The sequence below is a fragment of the Microbacterium sp. KR10-403 genome, from assembly GCF_040196215.1.
Classification (GTDB): domain Bacteria; phylum Actinomycetota; class Actinomycetes; order Actinomycetales; family Microbacteriaceae; genus Microbacterium.
This window is the reverse complement of record NZ_JBEGDC010000002.1, coordinates 510,525-532,011: the sequence shown is the minus strand read 5'-3', so window position 1 is coordinate 532,011 and position 21,487 is coordinate 510,525. Positions and strand designations below refer to the sequence as shown.

The following is a 21,487-nucleotide window of genomic DNA, read 5'->3' as shown; positions in this document are numbered from 1 at the left end:
GCACCGGACAACCGCCGTCCGGCACCGCCACACCCCTCCGGCGCAGCTCTGTGCGCCGCTCCGTCACCGCCCCTCTCCCGGTGACATCTGTCTGCTCTCCACACCCCCTCCATAAGGATCATGACTTCCACGTCTACGCCACGACTGTCCACTCCGCGCGCTCTCGCGCGGCTCATCCCGTTCGTCCGACCCGTGCTGCCGCGCCTGATCGCGGGCCTGGCGACCGCGCTCGCCGGCGCACTCATGACGCTGATCATCCCGCTGGTGCTGCAAGGCGTCGTCGACGGTCCCATCGCCGACAAGAACATCCCGCTCATCGGGTGGGCGTGCCTGCTCGTGCTCGTCCTGGGCATCGGCGAGGCCGTCTTCGTCTTCCTGCGCCGCGCGTTCGTGCTGGGCCCGGCCACCAAGGTCGAGTACCGCATCCGCCAGGACTTCTACGAGCGCCTGCAGCGGCTGCCGGTCGCCTTCCACGACCGGTGGCAGTCGGGCCAGCTTCTCTCGCGCATGATGCAGGACATCAACCTCGTCCGCCGCTGGATCGCCTTCGGCCTCATCATGCTCGTCGTCAACGTGCTCACGATCGTCATCGGAACCGTGCTGCTGTTCCGCTGGCACTGGGCGCTGGGCACGGCGTTCATCATCATCTCCATCCCGCTGTGGTTCTTCGGCTACCGGTTCGAGCAGCGCTACGGGGCGCTCACCCGGCAGAGCCAGGACCAGGCCGGCGACCTGGCCACCTCGGTCGAGGAGAGCGTGCACGGCATCCGCGTGCTCAAGGCCTTCGGGCGCGGCAAGCACGCGCTGCAGAAGTTCACGCGCCAGGCCGACACGCTGCGCGGCACGGAGATGCGCAAGGCGCGCGAGGTGGGGCTGCTGTGGTTCTGGCTCGACTCGGTGCCGATGCTCGCGTTCGGCGTGTGCCTGCTGCTGGGCATCTGGCTCAGCGCGCAGGGCGAGCTGACGGTCGGTGAGCTGTTCGCGTTCTTCTCGATGGCCACCGCGCTGCGCTGGCCGCTCGAGTCGCTCGGATTCCTGTTCTCGTTCCTGATGGACGCGCGCACGGCCACCGACCGCATCTTCGAGGTCTTCACCGAGAAGAACACGATCACCGACCCGGAGCAGCCCGAGACCGTCGCCGAGCCGCGCGGCGAGCTCGCGTTCCGCGACGTGCACTTCCACTACCCCGACGCGGGGCCGAACGAGCCTGATCTGCTGGACGGCGTCGACCTCGTGCTGCGCCCGGGCGAGACCATGGCGCTCGTCGGCCTGACCGGCTCGGGCAAGACGACCCTGACCACCCTGCCGGGGCGCCTGTACGACGTCACCGGCGGTGCCGTCGAGCTCGACGGAGTGGACGTGCGGTCGCTGCGCCTGGACGAGCTGCGCCGCCACATCGCCATGGCGTTCGAAGACGCGACGCTGTTCTCCGCCTCGGTGCGCGAGAACGTGCTGCTCGGACGCGATGATCTCGACATCCACAGTCCCGAGGCGAAGGCCGTGCTCGACGAGGCGCTGGCCACCGCGCAGGCGCAGTTCGCGTACGAGCTGCCCGAGGGCGTCGACACGACCGTCGGCGAAGAGGGCCTGAGCCTGTCGGGCGGTCAGCGGCAGCGCCTCGCGCTCGCGCGCGCGGTCGCTGCGGCGCCCACGGTGATGGTGCTCGACGACCCGCTGTCGGCTCTCGACGTCGACACCGAGGCGCTCGTCGAGGCGGCGCTGCGGCGCGTCCTGGCGACCACCACGGCGCTCATCGTCGCCCACCGCTCGTCGACGGTGGCGCTGGCCGACCGGGTCGCGCTCCTCGAAGACGGGCGCATCACGGCGGTCGGCACGCACGCCGAGCTGCTGCATTCCAGTGAGCACTACAGATACGTGATCTCGAGCCTCGAAGTCGAGGATCAGCGCGTGCGAAACGCGGAGGTGAACCTGTGAGCACCGTCGTCGGAACCCGCGGCGAGGACCGCAACGACTACACGAAGGCCGAGAGCCGCGCCATCCGCCAGCGCTCGCTGCGCCTGCTCGGCTCCCTCCTGTCGCCGATGCGCTGGCTGGTCATCCTCTGCGGCGTGGTGATCGTCGTCTCCACGGCCCTGCAGGTGATCGGTCCGACGCTCATCGCGTACGGCATCAACACGGCCCTGCCGATGGCGCTGGAGGCGGAGTGGATGCCGGCATTCGGCATCACCATCGCGTACATCGTCGTCGGCGTCCTGGGTGCGCTGCTCATGGGCTGGTTCGTCCTGCTGTCGGCGAAGCTGACCCAGACGATCCTGCTCGACCTGCGCACGCGCATCTTCCGCCACACGCAGAGACTGAGCCTCGAGTTCCACGAGAGCTACACCTCGGGGCGCATCATCTCGCGGCAGACGAGCGACCTCGAGTCGATCCGCGAGCTGCTCGACGGCGGGCTGACACAGCTGGTCTCCGGCGTGCTGTTCGGCATCTTCACGTTCATCTCGCTGTGCCTGCTCGACTGGCGCAGCGGCGCGGTGCTCGTGGTGATGGGCATTCCGCTCGCGTTCCTCATGCGCTGGTTCTACGGCCAGTCGCAGAAGGGCTTCCGCGCCTCACGCGTGGTCTCGGCGCGGCTGATCGTGCAGTTCGTCGAGACGATGACCGGCGTCCGCGCCGTCAAGGCGTTCCGCAAGGAGCGCCGCAACGACGCGGAGTTCGGCGAGATCTCGTCGGAGTACCGCCGCGTGAACCTGCGCCTGGTGAATCTGTTCGGCATCTTCGAGCCCGGGCTCATCCTGCTCGCGAACGTGACGATGGCGGTCGTGCTGCTCTGGGGCGCGTTCCGGGTGGTCGACGGCACGCTGCTGATCGGTTCGCTGCTGGCGGCGGTCATGTACATCCGCAACTTCTTCAGCCCGCTGCAGGACGTCGCGATGTTCCTGAACTCGTACCAGTCGGCCACCGCCGCGCTCGAGAAGGTGTCGGGCGTGATGGAGGAGGAGCCCTCGGTGCCCGACCCGGTGCGCCCGGTCGACCTGTGGGAGGCCAAGGGACACCTCGAGTTCGACGACGTCGAGTTCGCGTACGGCGCGGGCAAGGTCATCCTGCCCGACTTCTCACTCGACATGCCCGCGGGCCAGACGATCGCGCTGGTGGGCACGACGGGTGCCGGCAAGTCGACGCTCGCCAAGCTCGTGTCGCGCTTCTACGACCCGACGCGCGGCGCGGTGCGGCTGGACGGCGTCGACCTGCGCGAGCTGCACCCGAAGGACCTGCGTCGCGCCATCGTCATGGTGACGCAGGAGGCCTATCTGTTCAGCGGGACGGTCGCCGACAACATCGCACTGGGCAAGCCGGACGCGACGCTCGACGAGATCAGGGCCGCGGCGCGCGCGGTGGGGGCGGACGCCTTCATCGAAGCGCTGCCCGACGGATACGACACCGACGTGAACAAGCGCGGCGGTCGCGTGTCGGCGGGTCAGCGTCAGCTGATCTCGTTCGCGCGGGCGTTCCTGGCGAACCCGGCGGTGCTGATCCTCGACGAGGCCACCGCGTCGCTCGACATGCCCAGCGAGCGGCAGGTGCAGGACGCCCTGCAGACCCTGCTGGCCGACCGCACGGCGATCATCATCGCGCACCGCCTGTCGACGGTCGCGATCGCCGACCGGGTGCTGGTGATGGAGCACGGCCGCATCATCGAGGACGGTGCGCCCGACGAGCTGATCGGCGGCACCGGCAAGTTCGCGGCTCTGCACGCGGCCTGGCGCGAGTCGCTGGTCTGATCCGGTCGGGGCCCGGGTGCCGCATTGCGGCCCCGGCCCCGCATCCCGGCCCTCACCCATCGCTGAGAGAACAACTGACGGACGAGAGTACGGGTAATACCCGCATCCTCGTCCGTCAGTTGTTCTCTCGCGGTTGAGGGGGCGTCAGAGGTGGATCTCGGCGATGACCTCGCCGTACTCCGTCTCGCCGACGGGGGTGAAGCCCACGCGCTCGAAGAACTTCTCGGGGCCGCCGCTGCCGGCCTCGTAGATCACGTTCACGTGATCCATATCGCGCTTGCGCGCCTCTTCGAGCAGGCCGTCGACCGCGAAGCGTCCGACACCGCGGCCCTGCTCGCCGGCGTCGACGTTGATGCGCCACAGCACGGAGCGGAAGTGCTCCTGCGGGAAATCGGCGTCGAAGTTCGCGCTCACGAAGCCGACGACCTCGTCGCCGTCGACCACGACGCGCTGCCATGACGTCTGCGGATTGACCACGGTCGCGGCGATGCCGTAGGAGACCGGGGAGAGGAACTCCTCCTGGCCCGGCTTCAGCGAGAAGTTGTTGACCGCCACGATGGTCGACGCGGACAGTTCCACCAGTCTCAGCTCACCCATAAACGTCAGCGTATCCAAGATTCGCGGACCGAGGCACGTCGGACTCCGTGAATATGGCCTGAGAGGGGCCGCGAGATATCTCGATATCAAGATAATTCTTCGGTCGCGGTAGGCTGGGGTGACCCCGATCGAAGCAAGCGAACGAAGAGGCGAGCGGTGACCGACTCCACCATCATCTACACCTATACGGACGAGGCGCCCGCGCTGGCGACCGCGTCCCTCCTGCCCATCATCCGGGCCGTGACCGGGCAGGCCGGGATCGACGTCGAGACCCGCGACATCTCGCTGGCCGGCCGCATCCTCGCCGCGTTCCCGCAGAACCTCACGCCCGAGCAGCAGGTTGGCGACGCGCTGGCCGAGCTCGGCGGGCTGACGACGCTGCCCGAGGCCAACATCATCAAGCTGCCGAACATCTCGGCGTCCATCCCGCAGTTGAAGGCGGCCATCGCCGAGCTGCAGGACAAGGGCTACGACATCCCCGACTATCCCGACGAGCCGTCGACCGTCGAGGAGAAGGACGTGCGCGCCCGCTACGACCGGGTGAAGGGCTCGGCCGTGAACCCGGTGCTGCGACAGGGCAACAGCGACCGCCGAGCACCGCTGGCCGTGAAGAACTACGCGCGCAAGCACCCGCACACCAACAAGCCGTTCCCGGGCGGTTCGAAGACGCGCGTGGCGACGATGGGCCACGATGACTTCAAGAACAACGAGAAGTCATGGGTCGCGGCACACGACGACGTGCTGACGATCCGTCACATCGCCGCGGACGGCACCGAGACGATCCTCAAGGACAACCTCAAGGTCCTGCCGCGTGAGATCATCGACGGCACCTTCCTGTCGGCATCCGCCCTCGATGCGTTCCTCGCCGAGACCCTCAAGACCGCCGCCGACGAGAACGTGCTGTACTCGGTGCATCTGAAGGCGACGATGATGAAGGTCTCCGACCCGATCATCTTCGGCCACGTCGTGAAGGCGTACTTCGCCGATGTGTTCGAGCGCTACGGCGACAAGCTCGCCGCCGCAGGTCTGAGCGCGAACAACGGTCTCGGGTCGATTCTCGCGGGCCTTTCCGGCGTGGAAGGCGGCGACGAGATCGCCGCGGCGATCACCGCCGATCTGAAGCGCGGCCCCGAGCTGTCGTACGTCAACAGCGACAAGGGCATCACCAACCTGCACGTGCCGTCCGACGTGATCGTGGACGCCTCGATGCCGGCCCTGATCCGCAACGGCGGCAAGCTCTGGGGCGCCGAGGGCGAGGAGGCCGACACCCTGGCCGTGATCCCCGACTCGTCGTACGCGGGCGTCTACCAGGCCGTCATCGACGACGTGATCGCCAACGGCCCGCTCGACCCGGCCACGATCGGCTCGGTGTCGAACATCGGCCTCATGGCACAGGCGGCCGAGGAGTACGGCAGCCACGACAAGACCTTCGAGATCGAAGCCTCCGGGCGCGTCGAGATCGTCGACGGCGACGGCAATGTGGTCATCGAGCACGAGGTCGGCGCCGGCGACATCTGGCGTGCGACGCAGACCAAGTACGTGCCGGTCGTCGACTGGGTGCACCTCGCTGTCAACCGCGCCCGTGCCACCGGGACGCCTGCGGTGTTCTGGCTCGACGTCAACCGCGCCCACGACGCGCAGATCATCGCGAAGGTCTACCAGGCGCTGGCCACCATCGAGACGCAGGGCGTGCAGATCTCGATCCTGCCTCCCGCCGAGGCGTGCCGGTACTCGCTCGCGCGCATGCGCCAGGGCCTGGACACCATCTCGGTCTCGGGCAACGTGCTGCGCGACTACCTCACCGACCTGTTCCCGATCCTCGAGGTCGGCACCAGCGCCAAGATGCTCTCGATCGTCCCGCTGCTCGCCGGCGGCGGCCTGTTCGAGACCGGCGCCGGGGGATCGGCACCGAAGCACGTGCAGCAGCTGGTGAGCGAGGACTACCTGCGCTGGGACTCGCTGGGCGAGTTCTTCGCACTGGCCGCCTCGCTCGAGCACTACGCGACCGTCACCGGCAACGCCAAGGCGCAGGTGCTGGCAGACACGCTCGACCGGGCGACCGGCTCGTTCCTCGAGAACGACAAGTCGCCGGGGCGCAAGCTCGGCACGATCGACAACCGTGGCAGTCACTTCTACCTGGCCCTGTACTGGGCGCAGGAGCTGGCCGGGCAGTCCGACGACGCCGAGCTCGCGGCCGCGTTCGCACCGGTCGCCGAGGCTCTCGCGGCGAACGAGCAGAAGATCGTCGACGAGCTGCTGGCCGTGCAGGGCGAGCCCGTGGATCTGGGTGGCTACTACCGTCCCGACGCCGAGCTCGTCACGAAGGCGATGCGTCCGTCCGACACGCTCAACGCGATCGTCGACGGCCTGGTCTGACACCGGACACGGAAGAGGGGCGGATGCTGCGGCATCCGCCCCTCTCTTCGTCTGCGGCCCGGCGACCTCAGGTCACGGCTGGACCGTGACCTCCATGCCGTTGGGAGCCCAGTAGTAGATCGTCTTGGCGATGCTGATCGGCATGTTCACGCAGCCGTGGCTCATGACGTGGCCGAAGTTGTTGTGCCAGTACGTGCCGTGGAAGGCGATGTCGGGCGCGAAGTACGTGACCCACGGGACGTCCTTCGTGCAGTAGTCGTAGCCGGCGACGCAGCCCATGTCCTGGATGCCGACGTGGGCGAAGACAGTGAAGTGTCCGGTCGGGGTGGCGTGCCCGGCGCGGCCCGTGGAGACGAGGTAGCTGTTCCACAGCTTGCCGTTCTGGTAGAAGTAGGCGCGCTGCTCGCTCAGGTCGACGACGGCGTACCGCGAGATCTTCGTGGTGGTCGCCTTGTCGACCGAGACCGTGAGCTCGTACTTTCCGTCGCCCGACGCGAGCTGGGTCGCGAAGGCCGCGGCGATGCCGCTGGTGTCGCCGAGCTTGCGGCCGTCGAGCGTCTCCTTCTCGGTGGACAGCACCGTGCCGGAGGTGTTCGTGATCACGGTGCCGTTCTGCGGGGCGCGGTCGATCTTCTTCGCCAGCGTGGAGACGACCTTGTCGATCGCCGTCGCGTCGGCGGTGATGTCGAACGACCCGTCGCGCGGGGTGACGGTGAGCCAGGATGCCGCGACCTCGCGGTCGACGGGGACGGTCCGCTCCTTGCCGACGTAGAAGCCCGCGTCGCCGAGCACGCTGTTCAGCGTCTTCGCGGTGGCCTTCGCCGTGGCGGTCGAGATCGCGGGGTCGGTGGCGACCTGGGTCGCGGCGACCGAGACGGTGGTGTGCCCGGCATCGAAGGCCGACTGCAGCGCCGAGGCGACCGCGTCGAGATCGACGCCGGCGCCCTTCTTCGCGGCGGTCACGGTGTACTTCTCGCTGTCGGCGTCGTAGGTGACGGCCGCGTCGACGGCGTCTTCGAACAGTGCCGGCGCCGCGGCCCGCAGCGCCGCCTCGGCGGCGTCATGGTCGAGCGTGACGTGGGCCTGCTTCGTGTCGGAGAACCACGACCCGACCTTCCACATCGGGTGCTCGCTGTACGCGGCCGAGGCCAGCGACGAGGCGTCGACCGTCGCGCCGAGCTGGGCCCCGGTGAGGGTGGCGTCGATGCCGTCGCCCGACAGCTCGATGGTCGTGTTCTCGAGCTTCTCCTGAATGGCGGCCGCGGCGCTGCCGGGCGTCATCCCGCCGATCTGGACGCCGGCGACCGCCGTGCCCGGTGCGATGAGGATGAGGGATGCCGCGACGACGCCTGCGACGGCGACGCCGATCGGCGTGCCGATCCACAGGCCGAGATGACGTTTGCGCTTGCGCGGCGGCGCCGGCGCCCATGCGACGCCCTGCGTCGATGTGCTGTCGGCACCTGATTGCTGTGACTGATCTGCCACGGACTCCACCCCCGGTGATGTTCCCCCGGTCATCATGCTAATCGACCGGACTGTGCGCGGGCGGGCCGGAACCCTGTGCAGACGGTGTGGGCGGATCAAGAAACGGTAACGTTTTTGTAAACTTGCTATGCAATATTGCGCCGAAGACTTGCGGTGGGCGTGTTCGTAAGGTGTACTAACAAACATGTCCACCACGGGAGTGCAGCGCGGCCCCTCCGCCTTCGGAAGCGCGGGATCCGAGTCGTCGTCGATGACCGCCACGCGGCATCCGCGGCACGGCACCAAGGTGCTTCCCGAGCACGCCCGTGCGCACAACCGATCGCTCGTCCTTCAGACGCTGTTCCATGCCGGAGCGATGAGCCGCGCGGATCTCTCGCGCGAGACCGGGCTGACCCGGGTGACGATCTCCGACCTCGTCGCAGAGCTCATCGCCGACGGATTCGTCGCCGAGAAGGGCGTGCGCGAGGTGTCGCGTCCCGGCAAGCCCGCGATCCTCGTCGATCTCGACCACGAGGGGCACCGCATCGTCGGCCTCGACCTGTCGGGCACCTCGTCGTTCGTCGGGGGAGTGCTGACCCTCGACGGCACGATCGTCGTGCGGCGCGAGATTCCGCACCCCGGTGCCGACGGCGACGTGGTCGGGACGATCCTCGCGTTCGCACGCGAGCTGGTGGACGACTGCCACGCCCCCGTGCTGGGCGTGGGCGTGGGCAGCCCCGGTGTCGTCGACGACGCCGGTGTGGTCGTGACCGCTCCGAACCTCGGGCTGACCGGGTTCGACCTCGAGGGCGCGCTGCACGATGCGCTCGACGTGCCGGTCGTGGTCGCCAACGACGCGAACGCGGCGGTGCTCGCTGAGTACACGTTCGGCGGTGCGCGCGACGACGTCATGCTGGTCAAGGTCGGGCGCGGTGTCGGCTCGGGCCTGCTCTCCGGCGGGCGCCCGATGATCGGCAGCCGCTTCGCCGCCGGCGAGATCGGGCACGTCACCGTCGCGACCGACGGCGGGCCCGTGTGCTCCTGCGGCAAGGTGGGGTGCTTCGAAGCATGGATCTCCGTGCCCTCGCTGACGGCCCGGCTGGCCGAGGCCGCCGCTCCGCACGACGAGATCCTGCGCGATGCGGGCGAACGACTCGGCATCGCGCTGGCGCCGGTCGTCGGCGCTCTCGACCTGTCGGAGGTCATCCTCTCCGGCCCGGCAGATCTGCTCGACGGACCGTTCACCGCGGCCACCGTCGAGACACTACGGACCCGGACCCTCGCGAAGATCCATGAGGGCATCCGGGTGCGCATGACCGCACAAGGCGAGGACATCGTCCTGCGCGGCGCCGCGGTCATGGTCCTGTCCGCACAACTCGGGGTGTCCTAGGCCCAGTGCCGCCGGCATCCCACCATTCCCCCCGGGTAGGTCACCCGACCTTCCCACCCTCACCAAGAGAAGCAAAGAAACAAGGAGACAGAATGCGCACATCACGCATCGTCGCGGTTGGAGCCGCCGGCATCGCTGCCGCGCTCGCGCTGAGCGCCTGCTCGAGCGGCGGCAGCGGGAACACCGGTGGCGACGACTCGTCGGCCAACGCGGGCACGATCGGCAAGGTCGACGGCAGCGGCCGCACCCTGACGGTGTGGTCGATGACGGGCGACCTGTCGGACGACACGATCGCGGCCATCAACAAAGAGTTCGAGTCCGAGACCGGCGCCACCGTCAAGGTCGAGACGCAGCAGTGGACCGACATCGCCACCAAGATCACGACGGCCCTGGCCACCGACACGCCGCCGGACGTCATCGACATCGGCAACACGCAGGTCTCGACCTTCGCGGCCAGCGGCGGCCTCGCTGACCTCACCGCCTACAAGGACGCCTTCGCGCAGGGCCAGACCTGGCTCGGCGGCCTCGCCGACCCGGCCATGGTCGACGGCAAGCTGTACGCCGTTCCGTCGTTCGGCGCCGCTCGCGGTGTCATCTACAACAAGACCATCTGGGAGAAGGCGGGCGTCACCGAGGCGCCGACGACCTACGACGAGCTGAAGGCAGACCTCGACAAGGTCAAGGCCGCCAACCCGTCGACGGACTTCTCGTCGTTCTACCTGCCCGGTCAGAACTGGTACGCGGGCATGCAGTGGGTCTGGGATGCCGGTGGGGACATCGCGACGCTCGAGAACGGCAAGTGGGTCGCGGGCTTCTCGAGCTCCGAGGCGCAGTCCGGCCTGACCGCGTGGCAGCAGTTCCAGAACGCGTACTCGTCGAAGGCCAGCCAGACGCTGAACACCGACAAGCCTGACCAGGACCAGGTGTTCGCCGACGGCAAAGCCGGCGCCATCGTGGCCAACTACTGGTCGATCGCGCACATCCAGACGCTGAACAAGAAGCTCACCGACGACGACTTCGGCACGTTCGCGATGCCGGGTGTCTCCGGCAAGACCCAGCCGGTCATGCTGGCCGGTTCCGACTGGGGCATCGCCGCCAAGAGCAAGAACCAGGACCTGGCCCGTGTCTGGGTGAAGATCGCCGCCAGCCCTGACATCCAGAAGACGAACGTCGTCAAGGACGGCTGGATCCCGAACAGCACCGAGGGCGCACAGACCGCGGCCGACGCGGCCAGCGACCTGGCCAAGCCGTTCTTCGAGGCGGCCGTCAACGACTCGAAGGCGACTCCGGCATCGGGCAGCTGGGCGCAGCTGGAGGACCCGGGCATGAAGCAGTTCTTCCAGTCGATGGCTTCGGGTGCGAAGTCGGTGTCGGACGCGGCCACGTCGTGGGACGACACGGTCAACTCCACGCTGAACCAGTAGCAGTCCGCCCTCAAGACGAGGAGACCCGAATTGAGTACCTCCACTGCGGCGATCGTCGCAGGTGAGGGAGTGGCCGCCGCCCCCGCGGGGCGGCGGCCACGGCCCCCTCGCCGTTCGTCCACGCAAGGCTCGCGCCTCGCACCCCTCTGGCTGCTGTCGCCCGCCGGCATCGTCCTGCTGGCACTGATCGTCGCGCCGATCATCTTCCTGATCTACACCTCGTTCACCGACTACAACCAGCGCACGCTGTTCACCGGCGAATACAACGCGGTGGGCTTCGACCAGTACGTGAAGATCCTGACGGATCCGCAGTTCTGGCAGTCCACCGTCCTCACCCTCTTCTTCACGGCCGCTCTGGTGCTGGGCAGCCTCGTGATCGGCGTGGGGGTCTCGAACCTCATGACCAAGCTCGGCACCGTCATGCGCTACATCGTGACGATCGTCCTGATCTTCGCGTGGGGCATGCCCAACGTCGCCTCGGCGCAGGTGTGGAACTGGCTGTTCCAGCCCGGATACGGCGTCATCAACTGGATCATCACCCAGCTGCGCGTCTTCGGCAACCAGACCGACCTCTCCTGGTGGAACAGCACCCCGCTGGCCCTCATCAACATCTGGATGCTGGTGGTCTGGCAGGCCGTGCCGTTCATCGCGCTGACCACCTACGCCGCGCAGACGCAGGTCGACGGCTCGCTCATCGAGGCGGCACGCATCGACGGCGCCGGCGAGTGGCGCATCTACTTCTCGGTGGTCCTCAACTACCTCAAGCCCACCATCCTGCTCATCACGATCCTGTCGATCATCTGGGACTTCAACGTGTTCAACCAGATCTGGCTGACGACCCAGGGCGGGCCGGACAACGGCACCGCCACACTCGGGATCTTCGGATACCTGACGGCGTTCAACCAGTTCCGAGTCGGCACCGGTGCGGCGATCGCCGTCGTGACGACCTTCATGCTCATGATCATCAGCGGCTTCTACATCCGGAGCCTGCTTCGTTCGGGAGAAGACCTGTGAGCGCCAACGTCACCGAGACCGAACTGGTCACCACTCTCTCGCCGGCCGCGCCCCGCCGTCCGAAGCGGAAGCGCCGGGTGGGGGCGACGATCATCGCGATCGTGTTCTCCCTCATCTGGGTGTTCCCCGTCTACTGGATGGTGATCACCGCCTTCAAGCAGCGTTCGGACGTGATGACGCCCACGCCGCAGTTCATCCCGTTGAACCCCACGCTGCAGAACTTCGTGAGCGCGGTCACGCAGACGAGCTTCCTCGTGAACCTGCGCAACAGCATCATCGTCGTCGGACTGGCGCTCGTCTTCGCGATGCTCATCGCGCTGTTCGCGTCAGCGGCGCTCAGCCGCTTCCGGTTCAAGGGACGCCGCACGATCATGGTGCTGATCCTCGCCGTGCAGATGCTGCCGGGGACCGCGCTGCTGATCCCGCAGTTCCTGATCTTCAACGAGCTGAACCTGCTGAACAAGTACATCGGCCTGATCCTCGCGTACGTCGCCGCCGTGCTGCCGTTCTCGATCTGGTCGCTGCGCGGATTCTTCGTGACGATCCCCGTCGAGGTCGAAGAGGCCGCGAAGGTCGACGGTGCGGGGACCTGGACGATCCTGTGGAAGATCCTCTTCCCGCTCGTGGTGCCCGGCCTCATCTCCACGAGCATCTTCGGTTTCATCTCGGCCTGGAACGAGTACATCCTCGCCTACACGTTCATGAAGGACACGGCGATGTACACGCTGCCGATCTGGCTCGTGTCGTTCCAGATCCCGGGCCAGCCGCCGGACTTCGCGGGTCAGATGGCGGCCTCGGTGCTGTTCGCACTGCCCGTGGTCATCTTCTTCCTCATCATCCAGCGGCACCTCGTCTCGGGCATGTCGGCAGGGGCGGTCAAGGGCTGATGCGCGGCATGACGACAGCCGCCTCCCGTGGGGAGGACGGCCGATGAGACTCGGGCTCGACATCGGCGGGACCAAGACCGACGCCGTCGCGGTGGACGCGGAGGGCGTGATCGCAGGACGCGTGCGTCTGGCAACAGGATGGGGACCCGACGGCGTCACGCGCACCGTGCTGGACGCGGTCGACGCCCTGGTGGCGGCGGGCGTCGACCGCACCGCGATCACCTCGGTCGGCGTCGGGATGCCGGGCCAGGTGCACCCCGGATCGACCCACGTCCTGCACGCGGTGAATCTGGGGATCGCCGACTTCGACCTTGCGGCGGCGGTCATGCCGCAGCTGGGCGTGCCGGTGGGGGTGGAGAACGACGTGAAGGCGGCGGCGCTGGGCGCCGACGCGCTGCGCGAGACCTCCGGCGGGACGATGGCCTACCTGAATCTGGGCACCGGCATCGCCGCGGGCATCGTCACCGACGGCGTGCTGTGGCGCGGCGCGCACGGCACGGCCGGCGAGGTCGGGCACATCGCCGTCGACCCGGACGGGCCCGCGTGCACGTGCGGACAGCGCGGCTGCGTCGAGGCGCTTTCCGGTGGAGCGGCGATCGCCCGGCGCTGGGGACGGCCGTCGCCGCTGCCGGTGGTGGACATGCTGGATGCCGCGGACGCGGGCGATCCGCGTGCGGTCGAGCTGCGCAGCGGCCTGATGGCCGGCGTGGCCGCCGCGGTGCGGATCCTGGTCCTGACCGCCGATGTCGACGTCGTCGTGATCGGCGGTGGGCTGAGCGGCCTGGGCGACCGGCTGCTGAACGGCGTCGGAGCCTCGCTCGAGGCGAGCTCCGCGGCATCCGACTTCATGCGTTCCCTCGGGCTGGTGCATCGCATCCAGCTGCTGCCGGCGGGATCGCCCGCGGCCGCGCTCGGGGCGGCGCTGGTGGGGTCGACGCGCACAAGGGAAACAAGGGAGACTGTCAAGCATGGCTGAAGTGATCATCGTTCCCGACGCCGCGGCTGCCGGCGCACTCGTCGCCGATGAGATCGCGTCGCTCATCGCGGCCGACCCCGAGGTGGTGCTGGGCCTGGCAACCGGCTCGACCCCGCTGCCCGTCTACGAGGCGCTGCGTCCGCGACTCGAGGGCGTCGACGTCTCCAAGGTGCGCGGGTTCGCGCTCGACGAGTACGTCGGCATCGACCCCGAGCACCCGGAGAGCTACCGCAACGTCATCCGTCGCGAGGTCGTCGAGCCGCTCGGGCTCGATCCCGCGCGCATCAACACGCCCAACGGCGCCCTGGAGACCATCCAGCACGCCGGCGACGACTACGAGAAGGCCATCGCCGCGGCCGGAGGCGTGGAGCTGCAGATCCTCGGGATCGGCACCGACGGCCACATCGGCTTCAACGAGCCGGGGTCGTCGTTCGCGTCGTCGACGCGCGTGAAGACGCTCACCGAGCAGACGAAGAAGGACAACGCCCGGTTCTTCGACTCCGTCGACCAGGTTCCCACCCACTGCATCACGCAGGGGCTCGGGACGATCCTGCGGGCCCGGCATCTCGTGCTCCTTGCCTTCGGCGAGGGCAAGGCCGATGCCGTCGCCGGCGCCGTCGAGGGTCCGGTCTCGGCATCGCTGCCCGGCTCGGCCATCCAGCTGCACCCGCGCGTGAGCGTGGTGGTCGACGAGGCCGCGGCATCGCGCCTGCGCCGCGCCGACTACTACCGGTACGCGTGGGACAACAAGCCCGACTGGCAGGGGCTGTAAGAGCCGCACTCCCGCTGCCCCTCGCCTCGGGCGAGGAGATCTGCCGAGGCGAGGACCCGATGTCGCATCCCGGTCCTCGCCTCGGCCATTCCCCTCGCCTTGGGCGAGGGGACCGCGGCGTGGCGGGTCAGAGTGCGGGGACGACCACCGGGCCGCTGCTGGTGTGGCGCGCGCGCCACACCAGGGGGAGCAGGATGTCGCGGCTCAGCGGCGCCACCTGGAGCGTGTCGAGCTGGTCGGGGGTGACCCAGCGCGCCTCGTCGATCTCGGCGGCCGGCCGCACCGCGGCGGGCGCCAGATGCAGGCTGAACGCGTCGGCGATCACGTCGTGACCGACCTCGTTGGCGGCCACGGCGCGGAAGCGGCCGAGCGCGCGCAGGGCGCCGGTGCGCACCCGCACACCGAGCTCTTCCTTCAGCTCGCGCACGAGCGTCTGCACCGGGTTCTCACCCGGCTCGGGCTTGCCGCCCGGCTGCATGAAGTAGGCGGTGTCGCGTTTGCGGACCAGGAGCGCACGGCCCCCGGCATCGATCACGACGGCGGCGCTGACATGGATCTGGGCGGTCATGGGGCGAACACCTTTCCGGGGTTGAGGATCCCCTGGGGGTCGAAGACGTCTTTGATGCGTCGCTGGAGCTGCCACTGGTCGTCGCCCAGTTCAGCAGCCAGCCACCGGCTCTTGAGCACGCCGATGCCGTGCTCGCCGGTGAGGGTTCCGCCCAGGCGCAGGGCTGCGTGGAAGAGGTCGTCGGCGGCGTCCCAGATGGGCTGCGGCACCTCGTCGCCGTCGAAGATGAAATTGGGGTGCAGGTTGCCGTCGCCGGCGTGCGCGACCGTGGGGATCACGACGCCGTGCTCGCGCTCGACGCGTGCGATCTCGTCGAACATCTCGGCGAGGCGGCTGCGCGGCACCGACACGTCTTCGATGAGAGTGGTGCCGAGGGTCTCCATCGCGGGGTGCATGGCGCGCCGGATGGCGAGCAGCCGTTCGCCCTCGGCCTCGTCGCGCGAGACCTCGACCGCGCCGCCGGCATCGCGCAGCACCTGCGCGATCTCGGCGGCCTCGTCGGCCGATGCCGCGCCGTCGGCCTGAACCGTCAGCTGCGCGCCGCCCGCGGGCGGATCCAGCTGCAGCAGCCGGTGCGCGGCGGCCAGGCACGTGGCATCCATCAGCTCCATCACCGAGGGCTGGAGCCCTGCGGCCGTGACGGCCGCGCTGGCCGCGGCGGCCGCGCGCACGTCGGTGAAGACGGCGGCGAGAGTGTGCACCTGACCGGGAACGAGCCGGCGCAGCTTGAGCGTCGCGCCGACGACGACGCCCAGCACGCCCTCCGAGCCGATGAACAGGCTGGTCAGGTCGAGTCCGGTGACGCCCTTGACGCTGCGATGTCCGGTGTGGATGAGGCGGCCGTCGGCCAGGACGACGTCGAGCGCCAGCACCGCGTCGCGGACGACGCCGTACTTCGCGCAGAGCAGGCCGCCGGCGCCGGTGGCGATGTTGCCGCCCACGGTCGAGATCGCGCGGCTGGCCGGGTCGGGCGCCCACCACACGCCGTGCTCGTGCACGGCGTCGTTGAGATCGGCGTTGAGGATGCCCGGTTCGACCACGGCGAGCAGATCGTCGGAGCGCACCTCGAGGATGCGGTCCATACGGCGCAGCGACAGCGAGATCTCGCCGCTGCCGGTGTTCGCGCCGCCGGCCAGTCCCGTGCCGGCGCCGCGGGGCACGACCGGGGTGCCGGTGGCGGTGGCGATGCGCATCACGGCCTGGACATCGTCGATGGATGCCGCGTGCACGACGGCCAGCGGAGTGCCCGGGGCGCCGTGCCCGGACTTGTCGGCTCGTGCCGCGTTCAGGGCGTCGGGGGAGGTGTCGACCCGGTCGCCCAGGGCGTCATGCAGGCGGGCGAGGGTCTCGGTGCTCTGCGCACCGTCGGCCCCGCCCGCGGACGTCATACGAAGCGACGGCGCCCTGCGATGACTCCGGCGGTGACGGCCACCACGGCGAAGACCAGCCCGATCCAGGCCTGGCCCATATCCCACCACGCGACCGTGGCGCTCAGATAGACGAGCAGTTCGACGATCGCACGGACGAACGGATGCACGCGGATCACGGCGCGGGGCGACACGAACAGCGCCCACAGCAGGATCGCGACGATCGGAAGCCCGAGCCCGAACACGATGTTCCAGGGGAACGCCCAACCGGCGAAGCCCCAGAAAGCCAGGGTGAAGAACGCGAACAGCTCGCACACGAGAGCGAGGATGTCGACCGCCGTCAACGGAGTGCGCACGCCGGGAGTGGGCGCGGCATGGTCGGGGGAGGACATGCCCCCAGTCTACCCGGGGCCGGATCGGGGTTTCGCCGGGCGGTCTATCCGCTAGTAGCCGCGCGCCAGGAGCGTGAGGAGCGACTCCTCTGCGATCTCTCCGCTCTGCTCGCCGTCGACGTACTGAGCCGCGACGGTCGCCGAGATGAGTCGTCGTGCGGGAACGGTCACGTCGAACGTGGAGCTGCCGTCCGTCGCGTCGAGCGCGTGCTCATCCGCCGCGGTCCCGTCGACGAGGATGCGCACGTCGGCTCCCGACATGCCGGTGACGGCCACCCTGACGAGAACGCCGTCATCGACGAGCTTGTGGATCTTCGCACCGACGAGGGTGGGCGTGCCCTCGATCACGGCATCATCGTCGCCGTCATCGGGCGGGGTCGTCTCACCCGGATCCGGTGTGGGAGTGGGCGTGGGCTCCGGCGTCGCCGTCTCGCTCGGGGCGGGCGTCGGCTCGGCCGACTGTGAGGGGGCGGGCGAGGGCTCCGCCGTCTCGCTCGGCGTCGGGGTGGGCTCGGCCGTCTCGCTCGGCGTGGGTGTCGGCGTCGGGGCGGCCGGCGCCGCGGGCTCGGTCGGTGTGGTCGTGTCGGAATCGTCCTCGACGGGCGCGGCGGGTGCGACGACGACGGGATGCTGCGCGATCGGTGTCGACGGCGTCTCGGGCTCGTCGGCGACCGGGGGCTCCGGCGTAGGTGTGGGCGCCGGGTCCGGCGTCACGCGCGGTGCCGGCGGCGTCGGGGTCTTGGGCTTCTTCTCCTCGGGGGCGGACGGCAGATTGTCGGGGTCGGGCGCCTTGCCGACGACGTTCGCGTCCGACGTGTCGGGCAGCGTCAACGCCGAGGACGCCTCGGCCCCCGTGCTCCCTGCCGGAGTGGTCAGGGCCCGCGGCACGACGATGGCCGCCACGGCGAGGGTTCCGGCCACCAGCACCCCGGCGGTCACGAGCCCCGCCATCGCGCCGGCCCCGGCGAACAGACCGCCTCCGCTCGATGCGCCCGTACTCGCTCCAGCCGACGACCCCGTACCGGCCGCGCCGGCCCCGCCGGCGGCGCCCGCACCGACGACGACCGCACCCTGCACCACGGCCGACGGCATCCCGGCCACCGCGACGACCGGCGCGCCCAGCTGCAGCCACGCGGCATACCCCGTCGCACCGGCGCCGAGCACGAGCGGCAGCAGCACGAGTGCGAGCCGGTCGGACACGTCCTTCGCCTCGGCCGCCACGATGGCGCAGCGCGCGCAGTCGTGCAGGTGGGCGTCGATCTTTCCCCGATCGCGCTTGCCGAGAGTGCCGCGCGAGTACGCACCGAGACGTTCGATCGTCCACTGGCAGTCGGAGCCGTCGGCGACCGACTGCAGGTGGGCCTGGATCCACGCGGCCCGCAGTCCCTCGCGTGCGCGCACGGCCAGCTGCGCCACCGCATTGGCCTTCATGCCGAGCAGCGGTGCGACCTCGGCCGGTTTCATCTGCTCGATCTCGGTGTACCAGAGCACCTCCTGCCAGCGGGTGGGCAGGCTGCGGAACGCGCGATGGGTCAGGCCGCGGTCGAGAGCCTCATCGGCGGCCTGCTCTTCCGACGTGGGGTCGGGCACGGCATCCCACTCGTCCGTCGCCGTCTCGCGACGCGTGCGTCCCCAGGCGGCGGCGGTGTTGCGGATGCTGGTGAACAGATAGGGCCGGAAGGCGCCGGTGGGCCCGTTGCCGCGCTGCAGCGAACGGTAGATGCGGGTGTAGGCCTCTTGCACGATGTCGTCGGCGTCGATCGACGAGGTGACCGAGCGCGCCACCGCGATGCCCGAGGGATAGTGCCGTCGCCACAGCTCGCCGTAGGCGTCGGCATCGCCCGCGCGGGAACGCTCGACGAGCTCGGCGTCTGCCGTCTCATCGAGCGCAGGGCGATGCGCGCCGCTGCGACGAGATCTCATCGTCTCTCCTGGGCGGTGTCTGCGCGCCGGCTCGGGCAGCGCGGCGCAACCTCCATTGTCACCCAGAGACGCGTGAGACGCCATCCCCTGAGCGGTGGAATCCCGTGTCTTTCGGTGTTCTCTGAGGCTGCAGAACTTTTTTCGGAAAGTCGCGTCATGATCTGCCGGCATGTGCGTCTCTCCAGGTGACAAACCTGTTCTCTTCCGGGGGGCGGAGTCCAGGTGACTGTCACCCGAAGACAGTCAAGAGGAGGCGGAAGCGCACCAGGGGGGTTCAGCTTCCGCCTCCTCGGTCGACGCATTCGCTGGGGAAGGATGCCGGGGGACTGCGTGTCGGGGACCCGGAGGGGCGGGTCCCCGACATCGCGCAGCGCGGCTAGGGTGCCAATGTGCCATCCACTTCGTCGCGCTCCTCGGGCCGGGTCACCATCTCGGACATCGCCGAGCGCGTCGGCGTGTCGATCAGCGCGGTCTCGTTCGCGCTCAACGGCCGCAAGGGCGTGTCCGAGCAGACGCGCACCCGCGTACTCGAGGTCGCTGACGAACTGGGCTGGGCCCCGGCCAGCGCTGCGCGGTCGCTCGCCGAGGCGAAGACCGAGACGTTCGGCCTGGTGCTGGCCCGCGACCCGGGCACCCTGGGCGTCGAGTCGTTCTACATGCAGTTCCTCGCCGGGATCGAATCCGAGCTCGCTTCGCGCTCGTACAGCCTGCTGCTGCAGGTCGTGCCCTCGCGCGAGCAGGAGATCGCGACCCACCGCAAGTGGCGCAATTCCCGTCGTGTCGACGGGGTCTTCCTGGTGGATGTCACCCTCGACGACCCGCGTGTCCCGCTGTTCCTCGATCACGGGGCACTGCCGTGCGTCGTGGTCGGCGACCCGTCGGTGTCGGGTGGGCTGACCACCGTCTGGACCGACGACGCCTCATCGATGCGCGAGGCCGTGCGTTCGCTGGCGGGCCTGGGACACCGGCGTATCGCGCGTGTGTCGGGTCTCGCGCCGCTCGCGCACACGCGCATCCGCGATGCCGCCTTCACCGACGAGACCACGGCTCTGGGCCTCGAGCCGGTCCTGCTGCGCACCGACTACACGCCCGAGAGCGGTGCTGTCGCGACCCGCGAGGCGCTCCGGTCCGATGGCCCGCCGACGGCGTTCGTCTACGACAACGACATCATGGCCGTCGCCGGCATGTCGGCGGTGTGGGAGCGCGGCCTGCGCGTACCCGACGACGTGTCCATCATCGCGTGGGACGACTCGGTGCTCTGCGAGCACACCTTCCCCCCGCTGACGGCGCTGAGTCACGACGTCGTCGCGTTCGGCGCGCACGTGGCGCGGCGGCTGTTCGAGGTCATCGACGGCGCGAAGCCCGGTGCCTTCCTGGATTCGACGCCCGCGCTGCGCGAGCGGGGCTCGACGGCGGCACCGGCCCGCTGACGGGCCGGAGGATCATCGCTCGGGCGGGCGCTCGCCGCTGCCGCGGCGGATGAGCCAGGTGGGCAGCTCGACCCGCGTCGTGAACCCGGCGGGGTCTGCCATGCGTTCCAGTGCCAGCCGTGCAGCGGTCCGTCCCATCTCGACCGGGTCATGCGCGATCACCGACACGCCGAGCACATCGGCCGTGTCGAAGTCGTCGAATCCGATGAGGGCGGGTGGATGCCGCAGGCCGCGCATCGCGCGGAGCGCCGCGACGCACGCCCTGTTGTTCCCCGCGACGATGGCCGTGGGGGCGTCCGCCGCGCAGAGCAGCTCGCGCACGGTGTCTTCGAGGGGGAGCGACATGTCGTCGAGGAGCACCTCGCGCCTGCCGTCGACGGCGATCCCGGCATCCCGCAGCGCGTCGCGATACCCCTGCACCCGTTCCAGCTGCGTGTACACGGACGCCGGATTGCAGACGTAGGCGATCTCGCGGTGGCCCTGCGTGAGCAGGGCCGTGGTCGCCGTGCGGGCACCGGCGCGGTTCTCGAGCACGACCGCGTCGGCGACGAGGTTGCGCGCGGGCCGATCGATGGCGATCACCGGTGTGCCGAGCTGGCGCTCGCCTTCCAGATAGGACTGGTCATCGCCGACCGGGATCATCAGCAGGGCGCCGACGCGCTGGGCCAGGAGCGCGTCGGCGACGTGCTCCTCCCCGTCCGGGGAGTCGTCGGTGGTGGCGACGATGAGCGGTGAGCCGTGCGCGGCCAGTTCGCGTTCGATCCCGGCGGCGATGCCGTAGTAGAAGGGGTTGAGCAGTTCGCCCATGATGAACCCGATCGTCTTCGACGGGCCGCCGCGCCGCAGGCTGCGGGCGAGTGAGTTCGGGCGGAAGCGCAGTCGCTTCGCCGCCGACAGCACGCGCTCGACGGTCTCCGCCGAGACCTTCTCGCGCTGGGCGTACACCCGCGACACGGTCTTCGCGCTGACGCCCGCGAGCTTCGCGACGTCGTCGAGGGTGGCGCGCGTCTGCACGGTCATGGCCTGGGCGCCATGTGAAGCGCGGGCGATGACGCCGATGACGGCGTAGGACATTCGACGGACATTTCCGGCTCCGTTCTTGGAATCTGTGCATTCGAACCCCAGGTCACCGCGATATCGACCGCTCTTGTGAGGCCTTGGACACAA

The 21,487-nt window shown here is 69.4% G+C and carries 17 protein-coding genes; 10 read left to right on the top strand and 7 right to left on the bottom strand.

Translation table 11 applies throughout. The features are described 5' to 3' along the window. Positions 1-120 precede the first annotated feature (120 nt). Positions 121-1,935 (top strand): ABC transporter ATP-binding protein, encoded by a 1,815-nt coding sequence (locus tag ABMQ42_RS06075; RefSeq protein ID WP_349721961.1) that lies wholly within the window; start codon positions 121-123, stop codon positions 1,933-1,935. Beyond that, positions 1,932-3,740, top strand: coding sequence for an ABC transporter ATP-binding protein (locus tag ABMQ42_RS06070; protein ID WP_349721960.1), 1,809 nt, complete (start codon positions 1,932-1,934; stop codon positions 3,738-3,740). Before ABMQ42_RS06075 ends, ABMQ42_RS06070 begins: the two co-directional genes overlap by 4 nt. Before the next feature lie 144 nt (positions 3,741-3,884). Here the strand turns inward: ABMQ42_RS06070 and ABMQ42_RS06065 are convergent, their stop codons facing one another. Further along, complete coding sequence (locus ABMQ42_RS06065; RefSeq protein WP_349721959.1) at positions 3,885-4,337, bottom strand: GNAT family N-acetyltransferase; 453 nt, start codon at positions 4,335-4,337, stop codon at positions 3,885-3,887. Between the two features lie 156 nt (positions 4,338-4,493). On the opposite strand from ABMQ42_RS06065, the gene ABMQ42_RS06060 reads away from it, so the two are divergent. Next, entirely contained in the window at positions 4,494-6,713 is a 2,220-nt protein-coding gene (locus ABMQ42_RS06060) for an NADP-dependent isocitrate dehydrogenase (protein WP_349721958.1), read from the top strand. 72 nt (positions 6,714-6,785) lie between these two features. Here ABMQ42_RS06060 and ABMQ42_RS06055 read toward each other — a convergent pair whose 3' ends face one another. After that, positions 6,786-8,198, bottom strand: coding sequence for a L,D-transpeptidase (locus tag ABMQ42_RS06055; RefSeq protein WP_349721957.1), 1,413 nt, complete (start codon positions 8,196-8,198; stop codon positions 6,786-6,788). Positions 8,199-8,382: 184 nt separating this feature from the next. Between ABMQ42_RS06055 and ABMQ42_RS06050 the strand changes: the two genes are divergently transcribed. The 6 genes from ABMQ42_RS06050 (at position 8,383) to ABMQ42_RS06025 (ending at position 14,640) form a co-directional block, all read left to right on the top strand. Next, positions 8,383-9,567, top strand: coding sequence for an ROK family transcriptional regulator (locus tag ABMQ42_RS06050; RefSeq protein ID WP_349721956.1), 1,185 nt, complete (start codon positions 8,383-8,385; stop codon positions 9,565-9,567). Between the two features lie 92 nt (positions 9,568-9,659). After that, positions 9,660-10,991: an extracellular solute-binding protein gene (locus ABMQ42_RS06045; RefSeq protein WP_349721955.1), complete on the top strand. Its 1,332-nt coding sequence runs from the start codon at positions 9,660-9,662 to the stop codon at positions 10,989-10,991. Between the two features lie 30 nt (positions 10,992-11,021). Beyond that, positions 11,022-12,005, top strand: coding sequence for a carbohydrate ABC transporter permease (locus ABMQ42_RS06040; RefSeq protein WP_349721954.1), 984 nt, complete (start codon positions 11,022-11,024; stop codon positions 12,003-12,005). After that, the gene (locus tag ABMQ42_RS06035; RefSeq protein ID WP_349721953.1) at positions 12,002-12,892 is read left to right on the top strand and encodes a carbohydrate ABC transporter permease; all 891 of its coding nucleotides are present in this window, start codon (positions 12,002-12,004) and stop codon (positions 12,890-12,892) included. The genes ABMQ42_RS06040 and ABMQ42_RS06035 overlap by 4 nt, the downstream gene beginning before the upstream one ends. 43 nt (positions 12,893-12,935) lie before the next feature. After that, positions 12,936-13,868: an ROK family protein gene (locus ABMQ42_RS06030; RefSeq protein WP_349721952.1), complete on the top strand. Its 933-nt coding sequence runs from the start codon at positions 12,936-12,938 to the stop codon at positions 13,866-13,868. Further along, complete coding sequence (locus ABMQ42_RS06025) at positions 13,861-14,640, top strand: glucosamine-6-phosphate deaminase (protein ID WP_349721951.1); 780 nt, start codon at positions 13,861-13,863, stop codon at positions 14,638-14,640. Before ABMQ42_RS06030 ends, ABMQ42_RS06025 begins: the two co-directional genes overlap by 8 nt. Positions 14,641-14,767: 127 nt before the next feature. Here the strand turns inward: ABMQ42_RS06025 and ABMQ42_RS06020 are convergent, their stop codons facing one another. The 4 genes from ABMQ42_RS06020 to ABMQ42_RS06005 are packed head-to-tail and all read right to left on the bottom strand — an operon-like array spanning position 14,768 to position 18,890. Beyond that, on the bottom strand, positions 14,768-15,208 hold the full coding sequence (locus tag ABMQ42_RS06020) for an NUDIX hydrolase (protein WP_349721950.1): 441 nt from the start codon (positions 15,206-15,208) through the stop codon (positions 14,768-14,770). Further along, a complete protein-coding gene (locus tag ABMQ42_RS06015) occupies positions 15,205-16,596 on the bottom strand; it encodes an FAD-binding oxidoreductase (protein ID WP_349721949.1) in 1,392 nt (463 codons plus the stop codon). Before ABMQ42_RS06015 ends, ABMQ42_RS06020 begins: the two co-directional genes overlap by 4 nt. Beyond that, a complete protein-coding gene (locus ABMQ42_RS06010) occupies positions 16,593-16,967 on the bottom strand; it encodes a YrdB family protein (protein ID WP_349721948.1) in 375 nt (124 codons plus the stop codon). Before ABMQ42_RS06010 ends, ABMQ42_RS06015 begins: the two co-directional genes overlap by 4 nt. 51 nt (positions 16,968-17,018) lie before the next feature. Beyond that, entirely contained in the window at positions 17,019-18,890 is a 1,872-nt protein-coding gene (locus ABMQ42_RS06005) for a sigma-70 family RNA polymerase sigma factor (protein ID WP_349721947.1), read from the bottom strand. A 389-nt stretch (positions 18,891-19,279) separates the two neighbouring features. On the opposite strand from ABMQ42_RS06005, the gene ABMQ42_RS06000 reads away from it, so the two are divergent. Beyond that, the gene (locus ABMQ42_RS06000) at positions 19,280-20,320 is read left to right on the top strand and encodes a LacI family DNA-binding transcriptional regulator (protein ID WP_349721946.1); all 1,041 of its coding nucleotides are present in this window, start codon (positions 19,280-19,282) and stop codon (positions 20,318-20,320) included. A 12-nt stretch (positions 20,321-20,332) separates the two neighbouring features. On the opposite strand, the gene ABMQ42_RS05995 is transcribed toward ABMQ42_RS06000, so the two are convergent. After that, positions 20,333-21,394, bottom strand: coding sequence for a LacI family DNA-binding transcriptional regulator (locus ABMQ42_RS05995; RefSeq protein WP_349721945.1), 1,062 nt, complete (start codon positions 21,392-21,394; stop codon positions 20,333-20,335). Positions 21,395-21,487: the final 93 nt, after the last annotated feature.